Annotated in this window: 22 protein-coding genes and 2 pseudogenes; 5 read left to right on the forward strand and 19 right to left on the reverse strand. The window is 41.0% G+C overall.

The window, feature by feature from the left end:
- Positions 1-227: 227 nt before the first annotated feature.
- Genes JMX92_RS08680 through JMX92_RS08690 form a run of 3 tightly spaced genes read left to right on the forward strand, consistent with a single transcriptional unit; the run spans position 228 to position 4,350 of the window.
- Entirely contained in the window at positions 228-1,733 is a 1,506-nt protein-coding gene (locus tag JMX92_RS08680) for a tyrosine-type recombinase/integrase (protein ID WP_227675323.1), read from the forward strand.
- Positions 1,733-3,841: a site-specific integrase gene (locus tag JMX92_RS08685; protein WP_201545212.1), complete on the forward strand. Its 2,109-nt coding sequence runs from the start codon at positions 1,733-1,735 to the stop codon at positions 3,839-3,841. Before JMX92_RS08680 ends, JMX92_RS08685 begins: the two co-directional genes overlap by 1 nt.
- Positions 3,838-4,350, forward strand: a complete 513-nt coding sequence (locus tag JMX92_RS08690) for a hypothetical protein (protein WP_201545214.1) — start codon at positions 3,838-3,840, stop codon at positions 4,348-4,350. The genes JMX92_RS08685 and JMX92_RS08690 overlap by 4 nt, the downstream gene beginning before the upstream one ends.
- A gap of 171 nt (positions 4,351-4,521) precedes the next feature.
- Here JMX92_RS08690 and JMX92_RS08695 read toward each other — a convergent pair whose 3' ends face one another.
- A complete protein-coding gene (locus tag JMX92_RS08695; protein WP_201545216.1) occupies positions 4,522-5,373 on the reverse strand; it encodes a thymidylate synthase in 852 nt (283 codons plus the stop codon).
- A 549-nt stretch (positions 5,374-5,922) separates the two neighbouring features.
- Positions 5,923-6,753, reverse strand: coding sequence for a cation transporter (locus JMX92_RS08700; protein ID WP_087814222.1), 831 nt, complete (start codon positions 6,751-6,753; stop codon positions 5,923-5,925).
- A gap of 76 nt (positions 6,754-6,829) precedes the next feature.
- Here JMX92_RS08700 and JMX92_RS08705 point away from each other — a divergent pair.
- Positions 6,830-6,904: pseudogene (locus JMX92_RS08705) on the forward strand (IS1 family transposase); the annotation flags it as partial.
- Between the two features lie 267 nt (positions 6,905-7,171).
- Complete coding sequence (locus JMX92_RS08710; RefSeq protein WP_189586930.1) at positions 7,172-7,762, forward strand: recombinase family protein; 591 nt, start codon at positions 7,172-7,174, stop codon at positions 7,760-7,762.
- A 137-nt stretch (positions 7,763-7,899) separates the two neighbouring features.
- Here the strand turns inward: JMX92_RS08710 and JMX92_RS08715 are convergent.
- The 17 genes and pseudogenes from JMX92_RS08715 to JMX92_RS08790 all read right to left on the reverse strand — a co-directional run.
- Positions 7,900-7,995, reverse strand: a pseudogene (locus tag JMX92_RS08715) (antibiotic biosynthesis monooxygenase); the annotation flags it as partial.
- Positions 7,996-8,183: 188 nt separating this feature from the next.
- Positions 8,184-9,260: a hypothetical protein gene (locus tag JMX92_RS08720; protein WP_102076315.1), complete on the reverse strand. Its 1,077-nt coding sequence runs from the start codon at positions 9,258-9,260 to the stop codon at positions 8,184-8,186.
- A gap of 303 nt (positions 9,261-9,563) precedes the next feature.
- Positions 9,564-10,433, reverse strand: a complete 870-nt coding sequence (gene tatC / locus JMX92_RS08725) for a twin-arginine translocase subunit TatC (protein WP_011959994.1) — start codon at positions 10,431-10,433, stop codon at positions 9,564-9,566.
- Positions 10,430-10,816 (reverse strand): Sec-independent protein translocase protein TatB, encoded by a 387-nt coding sequence (gene tatB, locus JMX92_RS08730; RefSeq protein WP_036599454.1) that lies wholly within the window; start codon positions 10,814-10,816, stop codon positions 10,430-10,432. Before tatB ends, tatC begins: the two co-directional genes overlap by 4 nt.
- A gap of 55 nt (positions 10,817-10,871) precedes the next feature.
- The gene (gene tatA / locus JMX92_RS08735; protein ID WP_011959992.1) at positions 10,872-11,156 is read right to left on the reverse strand and encodes a Sec-independent protein translocase subunit TatA; all 285 of its coding nucleotides are present in this window, start codon (positions 11,154-11,156) and stop codon (positions 10,872-10,874) included.
- Between the two features lie 80 nt (positions 11,157-11,236).
- Complete coding sequence (locus JMX92_RS08740; protein ID WP_201545220.1) at positions 11,237-13,846, reverse strand: copper-transporting P-type ATPase; 2,610 nt, start codon at positions 13,844-13,846, stop codon at positions 11,237-11,239.
- A 138-nt stretch (positions 13,847-13,984) separates the two neighbouring features.
- The gene (locus JMX92_RS08745; RefSeq protein ID WP_156770962.1) at positions 13,985-14,140 is read right to left on the reverse strand and encodes a hypothetical protein; all 156 of its coding nucleotides are present in this window, start codon (positions 14,138-14,140) and stop codon (positions 13,985-13,987) included.
- A 98-nt stretch (positions 14,141-14,238) separates the two neighbouring features.
- On the reverse strand, positions 14,239-14,517 hold the full coding sequence (locus tag JMX92_RS13735; RefSeq protein ID WP_223334650.1) for a DUF5676 family membrane protein: 279 nt from the start codon (positions 14,515-14,517) through the stop codon (positions 14,239-14,241).
- Positions 14,518-14,629: 112 nt separating this feature from the next.
- Positions 14,630-15,283 (reverse strand): methyltransferase family protein, encoded by a 654-nt coding sequence (locus JMX92_RS08750; RefSeq protein WP_201545222.1) that lies wholly within the window; start codon positions 15,281-15,283, stop codon positions 14,630-14,632.
- A 129-nt stretch (positions 15,284-15,412) separates the two neighbouring features.
- Entirely contained in the window at positions 15,413-16,756 is a 1,344-nt protein-coding gene (locus JMX92_RS08755; protein WP_227697516.1) for an APC family permease, read from the reverse strand.
- A 145-nt stretch (positions 16,757-16,901) separates the two neighbouring features.
- A complete protein-coding gene (locus tag JMX92_RS08760; RefSeq protein ID WP_037059145.1) occupies positions 16,902-17,378 on the reverse strand; it encodes a DUF305 domain-containing protein in 477 nt (158 codons plus the stop codon).
- Positions 17,379-17,473: 95 nt separating this feature from the next.
- Positions 17,474-18,580, reverse strand: a complete 1,107-nt coding sequence (locus JMX92_RS08765) for a copper resistance protein B (RefSeq protein ID WP_201545224.1) — start codon at positions 18,578-18,580, stop codon at positions 17,474-17,476.
- Positions 18,581-18,605: 25 nt separating this feature from the next.
- Entirely contained in the window at positions 18,606-20,312 is a 1,707-nt protein-coding gene (locus JMX92_RS08770; protein WP_201545234.1) for a copper resistance system multicopper oxidase, read from the reverse strand.
- A 94-nt stretch (positions 20,313-20,406) separates the two neighbouring features.
- The gene (locus tag JMX92_RS08775) at positions 20,407-21,045 is read right to left on the reverse strand and encodes a DUF411 domain-containing protein (RefSeq protein ID WP_105244296.1); all 639 of its coding nucleotides are present in this window, start codon (positions 21,043-21,045) and stop codon (positions 20,407-20,409) included.
- Positions 21,046-21,210: 165 nt separating this feature from the next.
- Positions 21,211-21,804: a c-type cytochrome gene (locus tag JMX92_RS08780; RefSeq protein ID WP_105244297.1), complete on the reverse strand. Its 594-nt coding sequence runs from the start codon at positions 21,802-21,804 to the stop codon at positions 21,211-21,213.
- Positions 21,805-21,865: 61 nt separating this feature from the next.
- Positions 21,866-22,144 carry a hypothetical protein gene (locus tag JMX92_RS08785; protein WP_093068416.1) on the reverse strand — a complete coding sequence of 93 codons (279 nt, stop codon included), beginning with the start codon at positions 22,142-22,144 and terminating at the stop codon, positions 21,866-21,868.
- Between the two features lie 134 nt (positions 22,145-22,278).
- Positions 22,279-22,605 (reverse strand): hypothetical protein, encoded by a 327-nt coding sequence (locus JMX92_RS08790; RefSeq protein WP_105244298.1) that lies wholly within the window; start codon positions 22,603-22,605, stop codon positions 22,279-22,281.
- Between the last annotated feature and the right edge of the window lie 104 nt (positions 22,606-22,709).

Raw genomic sequence — 22,709 nt, forward strand, 5'->3', positions numbered from 1 at the left:
GGGTAGTCGTCTTTAGCTTCAATTAGCATACGGACGGCGCGCTCTTTCATTTCGGGGGTATAGTTTCGTGTTTTCATTGTCGTATTCTCTCAGATAAATGAGTCTCCGACAATCCCGGGGCGGTTCACGTAACAACTTTTGATGAACACCTATTATCTAGATATCGGAAATATTTAGAGGGCAAGGTAATAAATAAAGAAATATCAAGTCATCATGCAAATACAGTTTTGAGTTCAGTCCGTATAACATTGAATCGGCTGACTCAAGTACGCGATATAGAATATAGCTTTTTCAATATAAATGGATTTGCTACAACTAGAGAAACAGATGTTAAAAAGCCATTTACAATGAACGAGCGACTTCGAATATTAGAGGCTATTGAAAAAGGATTGAGCGAATCTAGAAAAGCCCTCAAACCTTATAAGAAAACGGGTTTAGGCAGCAATCCTTTGGACGAAAAGGGTTCAGTCATTAGAGGCCTTTCGACACTAGAGAATGCGCGATGGCTCTTTGAAAACCGCTTAATGTGTAAGCCAGTTCATTACAATACAGCTAAATCACCTATTGAGAAGTCTTTCTTAAGAATTATTAATGATTCAGATAAGGGTTTGATAGAGGTATACAACGACTGGGGCATTACCCCAATGATAAATATGGATACACTAACGCCTTACGTTTTAAGGCTTGCTCAAATTACTGGTTTAAATGCAAATCCTTTACTTTCTCTTGATATAAACGATTATGTAGATTCCCATCCGGCAACATCGCGGCCTTGTCTTAGATATTGGAAAGAAAGGTCTGATGGTCATAAAGAATACCACCTCGATCTTTTTAATGCAGAACTGACATGGCTTACGTCATCTCAAGCTAAGTCTATAAAAATTATTTTTGAAGAATTAGTCCAATTGACGAGTAGTTTTCGACAAGATATTGAAGATGATGCCTTTAAAGATAGGTTGTTCATCTATCAGTCGAATAGTACAAAAAAGCACGGCAGAGTATCTCCACTATTAGGAAACAAAGAAAAAAATGCAAAAGCATTGGGAGCTAGTTTGTCCAGGTTTGTTAAGAAATATAATTTAAAAAATGATGCAGGAGATCCCCTAACTCTTACAATAAGTCGGTTTAGACCAACATTTGTTAGTGAGATGCTTAGAAATGGCGTAACTGTACGTGAAATTCAACTCATGTTGGGTCACTCCTCACTCCAAACAACTCTCGGTTATATAGATTCTCTAGATTTTAACTCCATGAGTAGAATGAAGATAAATGATGAATTAGAAGAGATACATCAATCGACTCTGGATAAAAAAGTTGAGAAAGTGCCAGAAGATATAGAGTCCAAAAAAAATGATGAGTTGGTAACAACCTTTCATACTCCTCTAGCTGAATGCAGAAATATTTTTGACCCACCAGATTTTGTAAAAAATCTTTCATCCTACATACCTGGTACTCCATGCTCACAATATAACAAATGTTTGGGTTGTGACAATGTCATTATTACAGCTAAGAATCTGCCTGAAATTTTTGCAATGAAGCGTGACTATACGCTTTTGAAAGAGCACTCCCGTGTCATGGATACACCCTATGGGCATGTTATTTCAGAGAATTTAGAACTGATAAAAGGTATTACAGAACCTGAACTATCTAATTTTTCCTTAGAAGAATTAGAAAATGGACGGCGTTTAGCAGAATACATTGAAACGACCACACTAGTTGATGGAGTAATCTAATGGACTATGAAAAAAAGCTGAATGTATTAACAGGTTTTGCAGAACATCGTTTATATGTTTTAGATGCTCTAGACCATGCTACAGTTCAAAAGAAGAGACACCTTCAAAATAATTACACAGATGACATAGAGTATGTGACGTACCTTATGGACAAACCTGTATCGAAATTATCAAAGTTTTCTGACATGTGTTGGAATTTTAATAACGACTATCCTAATGCTGCACAAAATGTCCAGGGAGCAAAGCTCCGCATTAATTTTTCAAAGTATACAGAGATCCCAATATTCGTTTTAACAGAAATTAAAGTTATATTGGAGTTGGCTCTGCTAAACAATTCGATTTTCAAGCTTCAAAGTAAGGAAGGCCAAAGTCGAACAAAAAAAGTCTTAAAAGCAAACACTTTAATTACAATTTTTGAAAATGGATTAACGTTTATTAATGAAATATTTAAACAGGCATCTCATGAGCTAGGCTATGAGTTTGTTCAGGAAAAAATCAGAACACTCTCCGATATAACACCCGAACTGTATTCCAAAGCTGCTGAAAACTATGATCGCGTAAAAGGTGTAGAGCTAGATAAATTTTTCAAATATCTACGCAGTCCAGCGTCGGTTCAGTATGTATTTGAAAAACCTATCGCTTATGTAGAGTTAAATAGCCTGAAATGGAAGAGACTTGCTAATACTAATACTTCGAAAAAAGAACAAGTACTGCCAGATCTGGTATTTGAATCTCTCTCGAAAATGGCTTCCTTTATCATAGTGGACTTTTTAAACGCTATAGGAGCTTCAGCAAAGATATCAGATCCTAACTCCTTAGAAAGATTTAATACAAGCAACCACGTTTCATGGGCAAACGAAGAAGGAGTAACCCACGAAATTTTAAATGCTTATATTGCTATGAGATTAGGAACTAAAGGCTATCCTTCAAGTTTCATTACAAACATAATTGAACCCTATGATTGGATGCTCAAAAAAGACTCTAGTGTCATGGGTGGACGAACTTTACGTAACGCATTGAAAAAACGTGGTTACAAGTTAGATAATCTTAGAGAATACTTTAACCTCGTAGCGTATGCCTGCGCGTATTTAGTGGGTCAATATACAGGTATGAGACCATCTGAACTATCAGAAATAAGAGTTCAGGATTGTTCGTGCTTAATTCAAAGTGACTCCGTCTGGCTGATTGAAAGTACGGTCAAAAAGCATAAAGATGAAGTTAGTACAGGTTTGTTTGACGACAGATGGGTAGCTATACCAATTGTTAAGGATGCAGTATTAGCAGCTTCGTATATCTCAAAAATTAAGGCGTCGCCCTACTTAATTTCTAATGTAGATACTGTTAAACCTGATAACTCCCCCCAGTCAATGACTAGTACTGGTATCGTGTATCAAATGAATAACTTTATTAGCCAACTCTTAGGCGAAAAAGTTGCTAAAGAACTAAAATTCAATCCATATATGTTAAGACACACATTAACATATCAATTGTTTAAGGCTGAAGTTGGATTGCCTCTTATATCGTTTCAATTGAAACATTTTGTAGAGAGCATCTCTAAGTACACATCTACTGGCGCCACCTCGTCAGTTACGTTAGGCTACGGTGATATAGGTGAGATGCTGTCAAAAGACGGCAACCGAAAAGGTGATACGAAATCACTGCGCCGAGCAGCTGAATTAGATGCTATTAAAACTGCCCATAATCCAAATGGTACATATTATGGTGGTAAAGCGAGTGAGCATAAAAAAGGTCTGATCAAGACGTTTAGTGGATATATGGCTGAAGGATACACAGAGGATGAGATTTATGAGGCTATGGTAGATCAAGGGGTTGCCATGGTCTATATGGGACAAGGGCTTTGCTATGGTGGTAGAGCAGAAGAGTATGACTCAAGCCTACCATGTATTGGTTCACTGCGTTGTAACCCAGCTCGATGCAAACAAGCCGTTGTAACTACTAAGCATGCTCCTAAATGGCGTGAAGTTTACATGTTAAATAAAACCAACCTCAATAAACCAGAATATTCAGACAATCGAGAGCAAATTCTATCAGCAATGAACGAGGCCAAAATGGTATTGGAAAATCTTGGTGAGGCAATCGAACTATGAGTAATGAAGCTTATGATCAAAAAAATAATGACGACTATGAAGCAATAACTTCTGCTCTAAATATTGCCCTAATAGATCTTGAAAATAATAAAAAACTAAAACCCACTATAGCGCAACTTTCGAAGATGACTGGTATTCATCGAAATACTATTACAAACCGTGGTTGGCCTGTCCAAAAGCTAAATCAGATCAAAGATATCAGAAAAGCTGAAGAGAAATCGCGTAAAGAAAAAAAAGCTATAGATAACGCTGATGTTAAGAATGCGCTTGAAGCAAAAATGATTCAAGCACAAAATGAGGTTATCTACTGGTTTAATGAATATCAAGATATAAAAAGAGTCGCTCAACACTCAGATAAACGGTTACAAAAAATGAGAGAGTCACGAGATTTTTATAAAACACAATCTGATACAGATAAAAGGTCGTTATTAGAAGCTAGACAGGAGATTAAAAAACTGAGACAAATGTTAGCTTTAAAAGATGCAACACCGAACCAGCTGATGCACTAATCTATCGAAAACTACCTATGCTATAAAAAGTATAAACTTAATTTCCTTGTACTTAAAAGCTAGCAAGAGCTTAGCTAACAAATATATACCTTATAGCATAAATCACATATATTAATACTTTATGCCTAACAGAAATTTATCATCTTTCTTAACTTTTAATTTATATTTGTATCAAACTGAGAATGGATACGCGATAGACTCATGATACTGATACCCTTCCACTTCAAAATCGTCCAATGTTACCCATGTCTCAATATCTTCGAGAGACTTAATTTCAGGGTTAATGTGAAGTTTAGGGGCTGGATACGGTTCGCGTTTTAATTGCACGTCACGCATTAATTGTAATTGATCTTCATAAATATGTGCATTTACGATCTTATGATAAGCTTTTCCGGCCTCGTGGCCCGTAATTTGAGCCATTAAAGCCAGTAAAGTAAAAACCTGGACTTGATTGAAATTTTGACCTAATGGCACATCACAGGAACGTTGGGATGAAGTTAGATATAGCTTTCCTCCTAACAATGAAAACGTATGGGTATGCATACAAGGACGCAAACATCCCATATGAAACTCACCTGGATTATAGAAAGTTAGGATTTCACCTCGATCATCAATACCATTCCGCAAGTTATCATAAATCTTACGAAGCTGGTCAAACTCCTCTCCTACTGAATTACGCCACCTGCGGCCCTGTACACCATATACTCGGCCCATATCATCCTCACCTTTACGATAAGGATTAGCTAACCAAGCTTCATTTTCATTGGCATTGGCACTCCATGTATTGCATCCAATAGCTCGAAACTGAGCTGCGCTATCATAACCACGTAGATACCCCAATAACTCTGCTATAGCCGTTTTCCAATAGCTTTTTCGAGTAGTCACTAAAGGAAACTCATTAGCGCCTACATTGTAGTTTAAATCAGCATTAATAACGGTTAAGCAGCGTTTTCCAGTCCGTTCATTCTCGACCCATACACCCTCATCAACTATACGTTGACATAAATCTAGATATTGTTTCATTCAATAACCTTAATTGGACTGTATACTTTTCTCGTGAGGTAATTTCTTATTGCCCGTGATCACAACACATTTTACCTCATGATTTCATTGAGCATTATAAAGTTTCAAGGCTCAATTGTACAAACCTGTTCGTAACAACTAATTGTCTTAATAACTTATCAACAGGCTATGCCCCAATGGATCCAATGAAACCGAATCATTCTATCTAAAACCATTTACCATAATGTACCTTTATGCGCAGAATGCGCGGTTCCCTAGTGAGGACTTGAAGAGACCATCCCAGATTCTGTGTAACTGACGTTTAGATTAAATACTTACACAAAATTTAGGAAGGTCTCCCAGATTCTTATCAAAGACTTCATCATCTATTATTCGCCAAACGGCAACTTGCTGATGGTCTTTGGTGGTGACTAGATTTAAAGTTTGTTCAATCATTGCTTGAGGTCTCATATCCTTATGATGTTTATTTGCTTCAAACCCAGTTACTTTACACTTAGCGGTTTAATTAAGCTACTTACTTGAGCTATTTGCTTCAGTTATTAGGCTTGGCTACTTACTCAACTTCAATATTCTAAAGGCGCCCTGAATAACTAAAGCAAATACGATGCTACCAATAATCAAATCAGGCGTACTAGAGTGTAACCAATTAACCAAAATCCCTGCAACAATTACCCCTAAATTGATAATCACATCGTTTGAAGTGAAAATCATACTGGCTTGCATATGGGCTTCTTCTTTGCTTTTCGATTTTTGTAGTAAATAGAGGCAAATCGAGTTTGCAATTAGCGCAAGAATCGATATGACTATCATGGTAGAAAAGTCAGGTAACTGCTCATTGCCAAAGAAACGTCTTAGTACTTCTAAAAAACCAAGAATCGCTAGCGTAATTTGAAAATATCCGGCAATTCTAGCAATCCGTTTTTTCTTAATGACCGTTCCACCGACCGCAAATAAGCTAATTCCGTACACGAAGCTATCTGCTAACATATCTAAGCTGTCGGCGACCAACCCCATCGAACGAGAAATCAGTCCCGTGCTCATTTCAATAATAAAGAAAGCAAAGTTAATGACCAGCACTATCCATAGTAGCTTTCTTTGCTCAGCATCTTTTTTGTGACTAGAGTCAGCATCAATTTTAAAATTATTGTTGGGATCAGAGGGGTCAATGGTTTCGGTCGAGAGTAGGGTGTCTCCTAATTTTAGGTCATGAATAGCAGTCTCTATCCCTTCTATATTGTCATGATGAAACACAGTTAATTGACGGTTAGGAATGTCGAACTCAAGATGTTCAATATTCGAGTGGCCCTCTAATTTCATTCGGATTAGGTTTTCCTCCGAAGGGCAGTCCATCTTCGATATTTTAAAAGTTGTTTTATTCATAGCTACATTTATATCCGGGTGGTGGTTCAAAAAGTAGGCTGAAAAAAAACAGGCTGAGAAATTGATAAATAGTGAAATGCAAATGACACTATACATCAAATGCCCAGCCTGTCTAAGTGACAATATAAAGAAAAATGGTTTCAAAAGCTATACCTTAGCGGAACCAGCTATCTCACCCTTCAAACATATTAACAGACTACTTAAAGCAGACTGTTAGCATGGAACCATCTATAACAGACTTTTGAATTATAAGACTGGCTGCTGTGCTTTTTTCCTATCATTAGCCTATACCTAAAACGTAAATCCTCTAAACGATAATTTATCTATCAGTAGACTTGTTTCTAATATTAAATGATAGTAATATCTGTCTATTATCAATGAACATTAATTATTAAGTCTAAGTGATAGGGGTGGCGTTATGACTGTTCGTATTTATGTGAGAGCCAGTACTAAGGATCAAGACGCTAAGAGAGCCTTGTCTGACTTGATTAGCTTTAGCCAAAGCTATGATGATAAGCATGTTGAGTACGTTGAGCATTTCAGTGGTACGAAGCTTGATAGACCAGTACTCACTCTGTTACTCAATGACGCTGAGGAAGGCGATATTCTGTTGGTCGAAAGTGTGGATAGATTAAGCAGGCTATCTCAAGATGATTTTGCAATTCTAAAGCAGCGCATCAAAGACAAAGGCTTGCGATTGGTGGTGGCTGATCTACCAACTACGCATACGGTAAGTAAAGGCATGACAGGTGAGATCCTAACAGTGATTAACCATATGCTGATCGACTTATTAGCAACGATGGCAAAGCTTGATAACGATAAGCGTAGAGAGCGTATTAAGCAGGGGTTGGCGAACAGTGGTTATAAGCCCACTGGTAAGAAGCCTAATACAACGAAACACAATCGTATTAAAGAATTAGCCAGTCAAAACAATATGACAAAAGAGGAGATCGCTAAGGCGGTTGGTGTTGGGGTAGCTACGGTTTATCGGGTGTTAAAGCAGGGCTAGACGACACTATGTCGGAGGGTCTCCAAACCCGGTACGGTTCACTCAAAAAATAGGAGCTTAGAGCTCCCATTTTTATGTTAGCTTTCTAAGTCTCTATGTTAATTTGAAGAATACTTCATCATAACGTCCGAATACAGCTATATTTTTTTGATTTCTACAATATCATTTGATTCAATTAGCGATTGGATATTACCAAATAAACTTTGAATATAATCAGACGCTATATGGATATCTGGTGGTGTTCTAAAAAGTATGCTGGTGATAGAAGTCAATAAGAAATCTATGCTAAGTTCTCTGATTCTATAGGGCTTTCAAGGCTTCAAAAATTGTTCAAGTTTTAATCAGCATACTTTTTGACACACCACCAATTAGTTAACCGGACTTATAACAGCCTAATGCCATCTAAATAAGACCTAGACGATCACACCTGAAAGACAGGCGCGAATCCACCGCCTGGCGTACGGAAGTTAGTCACCTGACCTTGATACACACGCGCAGCAGGTAGTAACAGTTTTCCGCCATACGTATAAAGACGTATATCTACCTTTCTTGTTGTTACGATGTCATCAATTTTGAGTGATCTCTCTCCTGCAGGGACAAAGGTCTGTGCGATATAATCTTCATCCAGAATATTTTCGAAGACGCGTCGAGTCAGTTTGCTACCGCGATAAACGCCTTTGCTTCCATGACCAGCAACTGGCTTAAAAAACAGTTGCCGCCGAGTAAGCCACAACTCTGCTGCATCGTCTCTTGATACAATCTTAGTCCTCGGTACAGACCTTTCGAGGCACTCCACTGCAGCCTCATCCAGACCCCAAGAGCGCAATATTTGGGAGTCTGATAGCAATGTCAGGTTTTGCTTATTGGCCAACATAGCATGTACGCGGGGATTGGGTGTCACTACCACAGCACCCTCTAAATAAGCCTGCTTAAGCAATACATGGTCAGGGTCCTCAAATGCAAAGTCGACAAGCCGATTGTAAATCATATCGATTTTCTGGCCATGGGCTGTTAACGTACCGTCGATATACTCGAGTTCAGAGGGATCAAGTATCACAGTATCAATACCTCTAGCTTGGAGCAGTTGACAGGCTAACTCAAACTCTAAGAACATGAACTGACTCTCGGGGTCATTGTCCACAATGGCTATCCGATTGGGCATAGCAACAGCGGACTGTCGCTGCCATTCCTGTTTGAACATGTCAAACACTGCTTCCTCGAACCTATCTAGCATTTGATTGGTTGCAGCGCTTTGCTCTGAGGGGTTGCAACAGCGTTTTTGTGCGCGAGCGAGCAACACATTCAGAAATGCGCCACCGGCATTAGTATTGACCTCGATGAGCTGAGGTCCATCGCTACCCAAGTGAAAGTCATAACCCATGAGGGCCCCTATTGGGCCTGGGTCGAAAGCAGCTATTTCTGGTGCCCACGACAGCACTTGCTCTTGATACAATGGCAGTTCGGCAGCTGACTCGATAGCCCTGACGATTCGCTCCATCGCCTCTATCTCTGTTTTGGGAACGAACACGGGTGTTGTTGAAAAAAGCTTATTAAGCTCGTTCGCTCCTATTGGATTGTTTCTAGTTTCTACCAATTGATCTTGAAGGCTTGTATTAAGCGCTTTACGATCAAGGGTAATGCAGTAGCACTCTTGGTTAAGTCGATTTGCAAGACCGTCATTTTTTTCGTTGTTATTAGTTGGGTGTTCCATTTAGAGTCCGTCGCTAAGTAGAGTACTCACGCTGACATACTCTAGTAAAAAGTAAAAAGTAAAAAAGGTTCTTGGCGTGTTTAAGTAGTGCTAGCTACTTTCTAATGTTTCATTCCCTGAGACTAAATCATTATTTCGTTCATTTTTAATTAATATCTTTGCTAAGAGTAAACCCAGCTCAAATAATAGCCACATAGGAATCGCCAACAACAGCATTGATACACCATCAGGCGGTGTCACTACCGCGGCGATCCCAAAACAGCCGACTATGATATAACGACGCTTATCTTCTAAAATTTGAGTAGAAACGATTCCGGCCATTATCAGCAATAAGGTAACCACTGGAATCTCAAAAGTCAGTCCAAACACCATAAATAGCTTGAGGGCAAAGCTCAGATAACTGTCAATATCGGTCATTGGTATAACGTTCTGCGGAGCGAACATAATAAAAAATTTCAATACCCCTTTGAGTACGACAAAGTAGGAAAAAGCAACACCAGCATAAAATAGAAATATCGAAGATAGCAGTACAGGAATGGCAATTTTCTTCTCTTTTTTATATAAGCCGGAAGCTACAAATGACCAAATTTGATACAGGATATAAGGCATTGCTAAAAATGCGGCGACGAATATCGTTAAGCGAATGGGTGCCATAAAGTTTGACGTTATATCAGTGGCAATCATGGTCGAATTGATGGGTAACTGCGCCACTAATGGGTCTGATAAAAGATTATAAAGCTCGCGTGAAAATCCCACCAATACTAAGAATATAATTAAGACGACCACGCATATTCTTATTAAGTGCGTACGCAGCTCGATTAAATGTCCGGTAATAGGCATATCGCCAAGCGTACCTAACGTATCTCCAGACTCACTATTCTGTGTTGTATCTGTTGGCGCCTCAAACTCTATATCTGTTATTTTTTCTTGTCGGCTTTTTTGCCGTTTAAATAGGCTCACTGATCCGCCTCCTGTTTAATGAACGAGGAGGTAGTATTCTGTTGATGGTCTTTATCATAAGGGGTGATTGACTGATGTGAAGCGTCTAGGCTTTGGTTCTGTGACTGCTCAAACTTTTGCATACTGCCACGCATTTCTGCTAATTCGCGCTTCATATCCGACTCGGTCTGACGGATTTTCGCAAGTTCATTTTGCATTTGTTGACGTGTTTCAGCTAGATCAAGCTCAGCTTCTATTTCAGATTGTAGAGTGGATACTGTACGGCGCAGTTTGGCATACCATTGCCCAGCGGTACGTGCGGCTTGCGGCAGTTTTTCTGGGCCCAATACGATTAAAGCAATGACGCCAAACAAGAGTAATTCGGAAAACCCAATATCAAACATAACAGTCACATATATTAATAGACTACTTAGTGCCGCTATTTATAAGCGGCGCGCTTCATACTTTAGGCTGGTCATCAGTGGAAATAGGGCTGATTTCCATATCATCAGCCTGATTACCTACACGCGTATTTAAATCATTACTTGCAGCTGGCGTACTATTTTCATGGCTAAGCACATGATTTTTGCGAGCATTCTCGGGTTCTTCATCTTTGACCGCTTCTTTAAAACCCTTCACCGCACCGCCTAAATCTTTACCTGCATTTTTAAGCTTGGCAGTACCAAATACGACCACCACTACGACCAATAAAATCAGCCAATGTGTAATAGAAAAGCTGCCCATAACGGTATCCTTATATTTTGTGATCTTGTTTAGACCAGTATGTGTCAGTGTGCTTTAGAACACTTTTTACCGTACCAGAATTATAGTTTCAAACGGCGCAATCGCAGCGCGTTAGCAATCACCGAGAATGACGACAAGCTCATCGCTGCCGCTGCTATCATCGGACTGAGCAGAAGCCCAAATATGGGATAGAGCACACCTGCGGCAATAGGAACACCAAGTGCATTGTAGATAAAGGCAAAAAACAGATTCTGTCTGATATTGCGCATGGTGGCGTGGCTAAGCTTATAAGCTTTGGCAATGCCCATTAAATCACCTTTTAGCAGGGTAATGCCCGCACTCTCCATCGCCACATCGGTACCGGTTCCCATAGCGATACCAACATTAGCTTGCGCTAGCGCTGGTGCGTCGTTGATACCATCACCCGCCATAGCGACCAATTTACCGCTGTCTTGCATTTCTTTGACGATACGGTTTTTATCCTCTGGTGAGACATCCGCATGAACTTCATCAATACCTAGTTTATTGGCGACTGCCTGCGCGGTTTTTTCGTTGTCACCGGTTAGCATCACAACTTTTAAACCTGCGTCATGAAGCAGTGAAATAGCCTCTTTAGTGCTTGGTTTAATAGGGTCAGCAACTGAAATAATACCAGCAGCTTTACCGTCTATAGCCACAAACATTACCGTTTCACCGTCTTTTCTACGGACATCAGCTTTAGTGGACAGCTCATTATCAAAACTATTTAGGCTTTCCATAAGCTTAGAGTTACCAATAGCGACTTTCTTACCATCGACCACGGCTTGTACGCCTTCGCCAGTAGTCGAATTAAAGTCAGTAGCTTTAGGAATAATGAGTGATCTTTCTTGAGCTGCTCTAACGATAGCTTCTGCTAAAGGATGCTCGCTAGCGCTTTCTACTGAGGCTACCAATGCGAGGAACTCGTCTTCATCTTGACCTACCTGCGCATCAATTGCGGTAAGCTCGGGCTTACCAGCGGTTAGTGTTCCGGTCTTGTCGACGACAATGGTATCGACTTTTTCCATACTCTCTAACGCTTCAGCATTTTTGATGAGGACGCCGTTTTGCGCGCCTTTGCCGGTACCAACCATAATGGACATCGGCGTCGCTAGACCAAGGGCACAAGGACAAGCAATAATCAGTACCGCAATCGCGTTAACCAAGGCATAGGCCATAGCGGGCTCAGGGCCGAATATCGCCCAGACAATAAAGGTTATGATAGAGCTGACAATAACAATAGGTACGAACCAACCCGCCACTTGATCTACCAAGCGCTGGATAGGCGCGCGGCTACGCTGGGCTTCAGCAACCATTTGTACAATTTTAGATAATACTGAATCTGCTCCAACATTGACCGCTTCGACTAATAGCGTTCCGGTGCCATTTACCGTACCACCAGTCACTGTATCTCCTGCTACTTTTGATACAGGGATTGGCTCACCCGTCACCATTGATTCATCAACACTACTATTACCATCGATCACTGTACCATCTACGGGTAGTTTCTCACCTGGTTTAACCCGTAGCTTATCGCCAGTGACGACCTCATCAAGCGAGACTTCGACTTCTTCACCGTTTTCATCGACACGTCTTGCGGTTGGTGGTGCGAGCTCAAGCAAAGCTCTAATCGCACCTGAAGTTTGGCTTCTGGCTTTGAGCTCTAATACTTGACCCAGTAGCACCAAGGTTACAATGACAGCTGCTGCTTCATAGTAGACTCCGACTTGACCAGAGGCATCTCTGAAACTGTCTGGGAAAATATCGGGAAAAAAGGTCGCGACAATACTAAAAATATAAGCAGCGCCTACGCCTATCGCAATCAAAGTAAACATATTTAGATTGCGGCTTTTTATAGACTGCCAGCCACGAACGAAAAACGGGGCGGCGCCCCAAAGCACTACAGGGGTCGCGAGCACTAACTCAGCCCATTGTAAAACCTGTGAAGGTATACCATACTGACTAAAGTCAACTCCAAACATACCGCTCATCACATATATTAATAGCGGTACAGTCAACACGGTACATATCCAAAAACGACGAGTCATGTCGTCAAGCTCTGAGGTGTCCTCTTCACCGATAGTAAGCGTTTCGGGCTCAAGCGCCATACCACATATCGGACAACCGCTATTTCTAACGTCTCTCACTTCAGGATGCATAGGACAGGTATATACCGTGCCATCGTAATCAGCAGGTACTTTATCGTATTTACCGCCTTTAACAGATTTTACTCCGCTACTATCAGTATCCTTTCCATGACAGCTAGCGTGACTATCATCTTTAGCAACTTCGTCTTCAGGTTTAAGAAACATGCCACATATTGGGCAGTCACTTTTTTCAACATCTCTTACTTCTGGATGCATAGGACAAATATAGACCGTACCGCTATAATTTTCCGGTATCTTGTCGTACTTATCGTCTTCGACAGAATTTACCTCATTACTATTATTAGCATCCGCTCCATGACAATGCGCATGACTATCTTCATGGTTGTTGGATTCAGCAACCTCGTCTTCAGGTTTAAGAAACATGCCACATATTGGGCAGTCACTTTTTTCAACATCTCTTACTTCTGGATGCATAGGACAAATATAGACCGTACCGCTATAATTTTCCGGTACTTTATCGTACTGACCACCTTTGATAGATTTTTCATCGGCAATATGTTTCATAAAACCACTCCTTGAAGACAATAAATATTGATAATAAGTACAACTATTAAAGCACTATCATCAATCCTCGATTGCTATTCATCTAATCATTAATCTAAAAACCTCTAAAAAATAATTTCTATACTTTTCAATTGGAATTTAGTTTTTATCACGCAAATACTTGAGCAGTGCCATGATTGTTAGTACTAGTACTGCGAAAAATAGTAGGGTGAATAACAAACAGATAAGCATCATAACCCAGCCCATGCCATACATCATTGAGCCGTTCATCATGCCATGCATTGACCCATTCATTATGATTTCTCCTCAGTCTAAACTGTGATCACTCCAACTCTTCAATTAATTTTTACTCGAACCGAAGAGGTTTACTGACTGTTAATATATCAATATCTTTAGCGCACTTTGGCGAACCAACGGTATAATGGCACGAATAAGATTGCGAAATACCAACCGTAAAGATACGATTCGACAAACCCAATTAGAAAACCTGTCCACGTCAACCACTCAAAGCCAGGTAGTAGAGGTGCCCAAGCTTCGTGCATCGCTATCTGTTCGGGTGCAAGTAAGCCAAAGCCTATGCATAACAGGTAACTAATGAGTAGAAACAACGATACACTGTTGCCAACAGGGGCAATCCTTAAAGTACTTGTTGTTAAGTTTGATTTGACCATCTTAGTAATCCTCACTATTGTATGATGTGGTTCAAGCTCAAGATAACCAATCGTATCTAACCATGCTAACTCTAAGGATTTGTATGAATTAAAGCTTTATCCTGTATTGATATTACTTTTTAACTCGTGCGGCGGCGGCAAGTTGACGCCATTGACCCCATTGAGGAATAAACATTGGCACTTGCTGTTTGTAAGTAAGGTAGTCTTTACCAAACTCTTCAAACATATGCCGTTCCTCACGTCGAGCTAACCATGTGTATACAAGCACAATCACTGGAAACAGACCGATTGAAAACAGAGTTGGCCAATGCACCACACCCTCACCGAACAGTGCAATAAACAACCCGGTGTACTGAGGATGACGTACGTAGGCATAGAGTCCATCAGTTACTAAACGATTTTCCCCTCGTGCTTTGTGGACTTGGCGCCAACCTTGAGCAAAAAGACCGACTCCTAAAAATGCAATAGCATAGCCGAGTAGCATTGAGATCATCATGCCTGTCTCACCTAAACCAACAAGGGTCGACCATAAGCTAGCGCTGACATATTGGCTGTCCAAACCAAAAAACCGTACTAATAAATATATAGTGAGCGGAAAGCCATACATTTCTGCGTAAAGTGCAATAATGAAAGCCTGAACTACACCAGCACCCGCCCATTCACGCCAGTTCTTTGGTACGAAATAACGGTAAAAGAACCAAGAAATCAGAACAATAACAATTAGTGCGAGACCCCAAGTTCCAGCGTGATTAAATGACTCATTCATAGCTTACTTTCCCTGTTGTCTTTATGAATATCGTATTGCATGAAATCAATTCTTGAAGATAGTAAGCAGACGCTTAAATCTATGCAATTTTTAACCAAACAATTTTCTGTAAACTCTTTGATGTTACTGTCAATGATGGTCTGCAAGCGTATCTTTTTCGATAGCTTTTTTCCTCGCTGAAGATTTCAGGTAAACCTGCTCAGCCACAGCAATCACTACAATAGTGACGACTGCTACGCCAAGTACGAATGGATCTGAGTTTAGTTTAATCCAGACAAAACCGCCGAGAACCAACAGGTCAAGAAGTATGGCCACTATAGGCACCCACATCACCGCCTTTATATCCTGACGAAGGTATCGCAAAACACCCCAATGAATGGCGATATCCATAATTAGATAGAAAACAATGCCAAGCGCTGCAATTCGTGATAAGTCAAATAACGTCGTAAAAGCTAAACCCAACACCACAGTATAGACCAACGTATGTTTTTGAACGCTTCCCGGCATTCCCAAATGACGATGAGGCACCAGCTTCATCTCAGTCAACATAGCAAGCATACGAGAGACTGCGAAGATGCTAGCAAGGAGGCCGCCAGCGGTAGCTACCATTGCGATTGCAACTGTGAACCATAGACCATAGTCGCCAAGTGCTGGGCGTGCGGCGGCAGCCAAGGAGTAATCTTTAGTTTCGATGATTTCGGCAAGAGATAGATTACTAGACACCGCTAAACCGACTAGAGTGTAAATAACTACGCATATTGCGATTGATATTACAATGGCACGGCCGACGTTGCGATGAGGATTTTTTACTTCCGAGCCACTGTTGGTAATCGTGGTAAAGCCTTTAAATGCCAGTATGCCTAGCGCCGTTGCGCCAAGAAAGTCACCAACAGTATTAGTGTCACCTAATGTAGAAGAATCAACTGCAAAGCTATCAGCTAGCCAGATACCAACCAACCCGAATATAAGAATACCGACAATTTTTATAATACCGATAACCGATGCAACCCCCTGAATCCAACGATTACCAAGTAAATTGATAAAGAACGCAGCAAGAATAAGCGCGGCGCCAAGGATGGATACCATGCGACCGCTGTCATCGCCACCGAATAACTGCATAGTGTATGACCCGAACGTCCGGGCCAAAAAGCTCTGCGCTATAACCATGGAGAAATACATCAGCAGGGCATTAAATCCAGTCGGTAAACGATCTCCGTATGCCTGATGCAGGTACATTGCAACACCGCCAGCCGACGGGTAAGCGTTAGAGATTTTGATATAAGAATAGGCACTAAAAGAAACAACGATTGCGGCGGCTAGAAAAGCAAGTGGGAAAAGCGAACCCGTCATCTGAGCCATCTGACCGGTCAGAGCGAAAATACCAGCACCGATCATGACACCGGTACCTAGCATAACTGTTCCTGATAATGTCAAACTATCCTTCTGATAGCGAGTCGTTCTATCTTGCTTCATACTTATTCGACCTTAATCTATTTCTTCGTAGAACTTCAGTTTTACAGGTTATTTTTGAAGTAAGGAGTAGGTATAGTTAGAATTAAAAGACGCGATATAGTAAATAGTTTTTAAAGAAGAGCTTACTTATTGGTATCATAATATATTATTCCAACTCATCAATAAGTGCTTGCATCTCACCGATTTCACGCTTTTGTGCTTCGATAATGTCATCAGCAAGCTGACGTACACGTGGATCTTCGATATCAGCACGCGAACTGGTCAAAATAGCAATCGAGTGATGCGGTATCATCGCCTGCATCCAATCCACTTGATCGACCGTTTGTTGTGATCTAACGCCCCATAAACCAAAGGCAAATAGCACGACACTAATCCCATAAACCATTAGATTGACCTTAGTCTTTTTATACATATTGGTCATAAAGGCGAGCATAATAATAGCCATCATAGCGCCCATATATAACGCCATATAAGCTCTGGTTTCGCTAAAATAAACGTGATCCCATTGATAAGTATTAAAATACATCATGATAAACATCACGACTGTCGATGTTAAAATCATGATTGTGAACTTTACATAAGGGTTCATTTGCTTCTGTTTATTATCCATATGGTTATTCATATTCTTGTCCTTAATTTAGTAAAAAGGCACCTAAATAAAGAGGTGCCTTTGTTTAGAGCTAGTGTTATAAACTGTTGTTACTTACATGGTTAACACTAGAACCAAAATTTCACACCAGCTGTAACGCTACTAGAATCAACAGCTTCGTCTTCTTGACGTCGCAAATCTCTTGCGTTGCCTAAAGCGGTCTCATAGCTGATACCCACATAAGGCGCGAGCTGACGACTTAACATCTCGTAAGTAAGCCTAACGTCAGCCCCAAACTCATTAAAGCCTTTAGTAATATGGTTATCTGTATCATCTTTGCTAAATGCCGTCAGCTCTACTTCTGGAATCACTACCCAATGTTGATCTAAGCGCCACTCATACTCCGCACCTAGATCTAGACGAACTTGCCCATCAGTATATAAATAAGCTCTAGCATCGGTTTCGATGAAGTAAGGTGCAGTGCCTGCAATACCAGCCATCACGGCAGATTTATCATTTTCGGTATCATAAGCAACACCGGCTTCCCCATTCCAAAAAATACTAAGTGGCTTCCAGTAAGATAGTGAGGTTAAGCTATCAATTTCTTTATCATCTTTAGTTTGGATACTACCTTCGCTACGTAGCGTTACGCGGTTGCTGTCTGTACCGTACCACGTATCAAACTCATAATTGATTTGATCATCGTCAAATTGATAGCCCAAATCGTCTACTGATACGCCCCATAACGGTAAGCTATCCATCATCACAGGCTTACCAAAGCGACCATAGGGAACACCGTTCGAGTAGTCAGGGCTTCGAGCATCGGCTGGTGCTTCGCCACCTTGCATACCTGACATATCCATACTGCCATGATCCATGCCTGACATATCCATACTGCCATGGTCCATGCCTGACATATCCATACTGCCATGGTCCATGCCTGACATATCCATGCCACTATGATCCATATCCGACATATCGCCTGACATATCCATGCCACTATGGTCCATATCTGACATATTGCCCGACATATCCATGCTGCTGTGATCCATATCTGACATATCCATACCAGACATGTCCATGCTGCTGTGATCCATATCTGACATATCCATACCAGACATGTCCATACTGCCATGATCCATGTTCGACATCTCAGCAGCGTTTGCTAAAGGTGACATTAGTAGCATCAAAGATGACATGCCAATAAACGGTAGACCTACTTTATATATTTTCATAATAAGGCTCATATTCGAAGGTTTATTAAACAACGGCAACTTCTCTAAACATCCCTGCTTCCATGTGATAGAGCAAGTGGCAATGCCATGCCCATCTGCCAGCTTCTCCGGTGACATCAAAGCTTATCTTTTGTGCAGGCTGTACCATTATCGTATGCTTACGTACTTGAAACTCACCTGAAGGCATCCGCAGATCGCTCCACATACCATGCAAATGCATGGGATGATTCATCATGGTGTCATTGACTAAGGTAATACGTACGCGCTCACCCGGCTTAATATTGACCGGTGCGGCATCTTTGAACATAACCCCGTCTAGAGCCCAAATATAGCGCTCCATGTTTCCCGTCAGATGTATTTCAATCTCTCTGGTGGGTTTGCGCTGCTCTGCCATTATCTCATCGCCGACAGAGCGCAACTGACTATAATTCAAAACCTTTCTATCAATGTTACGTAGATTAATACCAGGGTCATCAAGGTTCATACGCGGACTGTCCACACGCATATCGGACTTAAAGTCATATTCTGTTTTGGCATGTTTAGCGTTATAGCCATTCGATCCCATGGCGCCCATCATGTCGGCCATCGTCAGCCATTCGACTTTGTCCATAGCAGGTATCGCAGGACGAGCACCTTTTTTGGTAGCAAGCGTTGTCGCAACATAGCCTGTCCGATCTATGTTTTGAGCAAATATGGTATGCGCGTCTTTAGTGGGCGTCACGATGACATCATAAGTCTCGGCCACCCCAATACGGAAATCATCGATATCGACGGGACTGACATCAATCCCATCCGTCGCGACGACTTTCATTTTTAGGCCGGGGATGCGTACATCAAATATCGTCTGCGCTGAACCATTAATAAAACGTAGTTTGACAGGCTGTCCAGCCTTGACAAGTTGCGTCCAGTTAGCCGCTGTGGTTTTACCATTCATCAGATAGGTAAAGGTTTTTTCACCAGACAGATCAGTAAAGTCTGTCGGCATCATGCGCATCTGATTCCACATTTTGCGCTTATCAAAAGCAGCTTTTAGATCTGTTGCGGCAATATCGGACAGTAGCTTTTTAAAATCTGGTAAATGATAATTATCAAAGTCTGCGCGTTGCTTTAATAGTTTAACCAAGTTGTGCGGGTCACGGTGCGTCCAATCACTGAGCAAAATGACATGGTCTTCCTCGATAGGATGACGTTCGCGCCCTTTCGGCTCAATGACGATGGCCCCGCGCATACCGGTTTGTTCTTGGAATCCAGTGTGCGAGTGATACCAATAAGTGCCAGATTGTTTCAGCGTAAATTTATACGTAAAGGTGCTATTTGCTGGTATACCATCAAAACTAATGCCGGGCACGCCATCCATCTCAAACGGTACTAGTAGACCATGCCAATGAATAGAGGTCGACTCATTCATTTGGTTATGGACGCGTATCACTACCGTATCGCCCTCGCGCATTTTTAGCGTTGGCGCTGGTAATGAGTCATTAATGAGCGTCGCCGTGCTTGACTTGCCATCAACAATGATGGGTTTTTTGCTGACATAAAGATCAAACTCTTTGCCTGTCAGTATGGGTACTTTATGATCGGGTTTATCACTGTTAATAGTAGCGCCCTGACTGCCTGAGCGACTCGATTGTCCCAATGCGCTACTAGCAATAGTCGGCATCAAGGAGGCACCAAGGACAGCAGAGGATCCGGTTAAAAAACGTCGGCGGTTCAGTATGTTCTTTTTATTCATAATGATAACCTGATTTAATTTGAGAGATGGTGGTTAAGCTTATAGTTATAACATTTTCGATATTTAACAGAATCTATTCACATCTAAGCCAACACTACAGCTGCTGCTGAGGAGACTCAATAGCAGCATAGACTTCTGTGGTGCCGTCTTTATTAAGCTGCATTACCTTATAAGGCATGAATTTACCTTCATACTCCATACCGGGGCTACCAACCGGCATACTCGGTACGGCAAGTCCAATAGCTTGTGCAGGAGGATTTGCTAAGAATTCAGCCATGTGTTTAGCAGGGACATGCCCTTCAAAGACAAAACCGTCGGTGGTAACGGTGGTATGACAAGAGCGCATTTGCTGTGGTACGCCATAACGCTCTTTAAATAAAGATAAATCTGTAACGTCTTGCGCAGTTGCGCTTAGACCATGACCTTCGGCATAGCCTACCCATTCTTTACAGCAGCCGCAGTTGGCATCTTTATAAACCGTGGCTGAGACGTTTTTGAGTAATGATGACGAGCTGTTAACGGGAGCATTTGTAGGAGCAGAACTTTCATTTTGTACTTGTGCATTCTGGGTAGCAGACTGTTCAACCTTTACTGGTTGAGAATCAGAGCCACTGGTATTAGATTGGCTGCAAGCGGCTAGCGTTAACGAGAGTGACGATGTCACCACCAATAAAAGGACACGACTGGATAACCAGCTATGTCCATTAGAAAGCACATGTGTGTAATGTCTCATTAAATTACTCCTAAACGTCTATTGTTATGCTCGATATTCTAAAAACTTACACCCTATATTTGAATTCTTATGTACTTAACTAAAAACATTAAATGCAACACTGTTCAGTACTGCATTATTAATAGCGACAACCGTGAGTTAGGAGGCTTTCATATCTAGAAAGTATTAATGCTGCATTCCAGATCCATCATCCGACATATTCATATCACCGTCAAATGACATGTCCATCATATCGCCATCTATCCTAGTGGTTAGCATCGTGTATTGGCTTTCATCTAATTCAGGTAACGATCTAATGAAGGCTACCATTGCCCACATTCTACCGTCATCATGGGACGCGCCCCACGCAGGCATTCCAGATGCCATAATACCGTGCTTGATTGCCCAAAAGCCTTGCTTTGCACCGTCTTCTGTTTGATAACGTTTGACAATATCAGCCTTGGTAAAGTTGGGCGGCTTTGGATATAAGCCCTCACTAAAGTCAGTTTGTGCCACTCCCGGAGACAAGTGACAGCCTGCACACATATCCTTATAGTCCGCGCCACCAGAACTGATTAGCTCAGCCTTCTCTAAATCTGGTACCACAATATCTTTACTGGCATTTTCTATGGAACGATTGCGAGCAGTTTCTAAAAAGCTAAACATCATTGGGCTATGCTCTTGGTCAGCTCCCACATTGACAACGCCACTAGTAACAACCGCAAACACGCTAACGATTGCCACAAATACGGTAAAGAGCGCACCCAATAAAAATTTCATATGTTTTCCTAACAATTTATTTCCGTTAAGTGTTGACTGCTATTTAACAGAGCTAAAATTTTTAAGATTTACTGTCGTTAGTAACGCAGTGTTTTTGGTACATTTGCTTCATTTTACCCATGTTAGCCATCATCGCTTTCATGGCAGGATCGCTCATGTCCATCTTACTATGATCCATTTTTCCCATCATATCCATATGCTTTTGCATTTTTTCACAGTTCATTTGATCTTTTTCAGCATGCATTTTAGGGTCATGTGCTAGAGCTGAGGTTGAAACGACTAGAGCGACGGCAGTGGCTACGATTGCTTTAGGTAAAGACTTTGATTTAAAGAGTGACATGGTTAATCCTTAATTGATTTAGTTGAGGGTACATAAAGCTTTAGGATATTAATTCAGTCTAAAGCATAACTTATTGATTCTGACAGAGAGATGACAGCAAGATGACAATATTGTCATCTTGCTACTTTTATATTTTAATGCGCGATATATTCATTTAATATGGCTTCAGCATTGCTATCACGATCGTTACCATATTTTTTCACAAAATACTTTTCAGACTGCAAATGTTGATCTTGATGTTGAACCTGACAAGCCACTCTGGCGTCGACATAACTTTTCTTTTGCTCTTTGGACATTTGTGCATCATTATGATCTGCGTTTCTTGCAAAACTAGTGAGCGCATCACAATTACCGAGAACAGAAGCATCTAAGTTTGTGGTATGCGCATTGGCCGCTGACATGCCCACTAACATCGATACTGAAAGCAAAGCTGCTTTTTTTAATGAACGATAGCTTTTCATATAACATCCTTAATAAATTATTAAATATTGAAACTAATTACCTGTAGTAATAATTCATAGTAGCTACTCGTATCAAGAATGAGCCGCTATGTACTATAGGTATA

This window comes from Psychrobacter sp. H7-1 (assembly GCF_904846585.1).
GTDB lineage: Bacteria > Pseudomonadota > Gammaproteobacteria > Pseudomonadales > Moraxellaceae > Psychrobacter > Psychrobacter raelei.

What these genes read in the sequence shown, in the direction of transcription:
- JMX92_RS08685 (WP_201545212.1), top strand. Translation starts at nt 1,733, where the DNA reads ATGGACTATGAAAAAAAGCTGAATGTATTAACAGGTTTTGCAGAACAT.
- JMX92_RS08690 (WP_201545214.1), top strand. Translation starts at nt 3,838, where the DNA reads ATGAGTAATGAAGCTTATGATCAAAAAAATAATGACGACTATGAAGCA.
- JMX92_RS08695 (WP_201545216.1), bottom strand. Translation starts at nt 5,373, where the DNA reads ATGAAACAATATCTAGATTTATGTCAACGTATAGTTGATGAGGGTGTA.
- JMX92_RS08700 (WP_087814222.1), bottom strand. Translation starts at nt 6,753, where the DNA reads ATGAATAAAACAACTTTTAAAATATCGAAGATGGACTGCCCTTCGGAG.
- JMX92_RS08710 (WP_189586930.1), top strand. Translation starts at nt 7,172, where the DNA reads ATGACTGTTCGTATTTATGTGAGAGCCAGTACTAAGGATCAAGACGCT.
- JMX92_RS08720 (WP_102076315.1), bottom strand. Translation starts at nt 9,260, where the DNA reads ATGGAGCGAATCGTCAGGGCTATCGAGTCAGCTGCCGAACTGCCATTG.
- tatB (WP_036599454.1), bottom strand. Translation starts at nt 10,816, where the DNA reads ATGTTTGATATTGGGTTTTCCGAATTACTCTTGTTTGGCGTCATTGCT.
- tatA (WP_011959992.1), bottom strand. Translation starts at nt 11,156, where the DNA reads ATGGGCAGCTTTTCTATTACACATTGGCTGATTTTATTGGTCGTAGTG.
- JMX92_RS08740 (WP_201545220.1), bottom strand. Translation starts at nt 13,846, where the DNA reads ATGAAACATATTGCCGATGAAAAATCTATCAAAGGTGGTCAGTACGAT.
- JMX92_RS08745 (WP_156770962.1), bottom strand. Translation starts at nt 14,140, where the DNA reads ATGAATGGGTCAATGCATGGCATGATGAACGGCTCAATGATGTATGGC.
- JMX92_RS13735 (WP_223334650.1), bottom strand. Translation starts at nt 14,517, where the DNA reads ATGGTCAAATCAAACTTAACAACAAGTACTTTAAGGATTGCCCCTGTT.
- JMX92_RS08750 (WP_201545222.1), bottom strand. Translation starts at nt 15,283, where the DNA reads ATGAATGAGTCATTTAATCACGCTGGAACTTGGGGTCTCGCACTAATT.
- JMX92_RS08755 (WP_227697516.1), bottom strand. Translation starts at nt 16,756, where the DNA reads ATGAAGCAAGATAGAACGACTCGCTATCAGAAGGATAGTTTGACATTA.
- JMX92_RS08760 (WP_037059145.1), bottom strand. Translation starts at nt 17,378, where the DNA reads ATGAATAACCATATGGATAATAAACAGAAGCAAATGAACCCTTATGTA.
- JMX92_RS08765 (WP_201545224.1), bottom strand. Translation starts at nt 18,580, where the DNA reads ATGAAAATATATAAAGTAGGTCTACCGTTTATTGGCATGTCATCTTTG.
- JMX92_RS08770 (WP_201545234.1), bottom strand. Translation starts at nt 20,312, where the DNA reads ATGAATAAAAAGAACATACTGAACCGCCGACGTTTTTTAACCGGATCC.
- JMX92_RS08775 (WP_105244296.1), bottom strand. Translation starts at nt 21,045, where the DNA reads ATGAGACATTACACACATGTGCTTTCTAATGGACATAGCTGGTTATCC.
- JMX92_RS08780 (WP_105244297.1), bottom strand. Translation starts at nt 21,804, where the DNA reads ATGAAATTTTTATTGGGTGCGCTCTTTACCGTATTTGTGGCAATCGTT.
- JMX92_RS08785 (WP_093068416.1), bottom strand. Translation starts at nt 22,144, where the DNA reads ATGTCACTCTTTAAATCAAAGTCTTTACCTAAAGCAATCGTAGCCACT.
- JMX92_RS08790 (WP_105244298.1), bottom strand. Translation starts at nt 22,605, where the DNA reads ATGAAAAGCTATCGTTCATTAAAAAAAGCAGCTTTGCTTTCAGTATCG.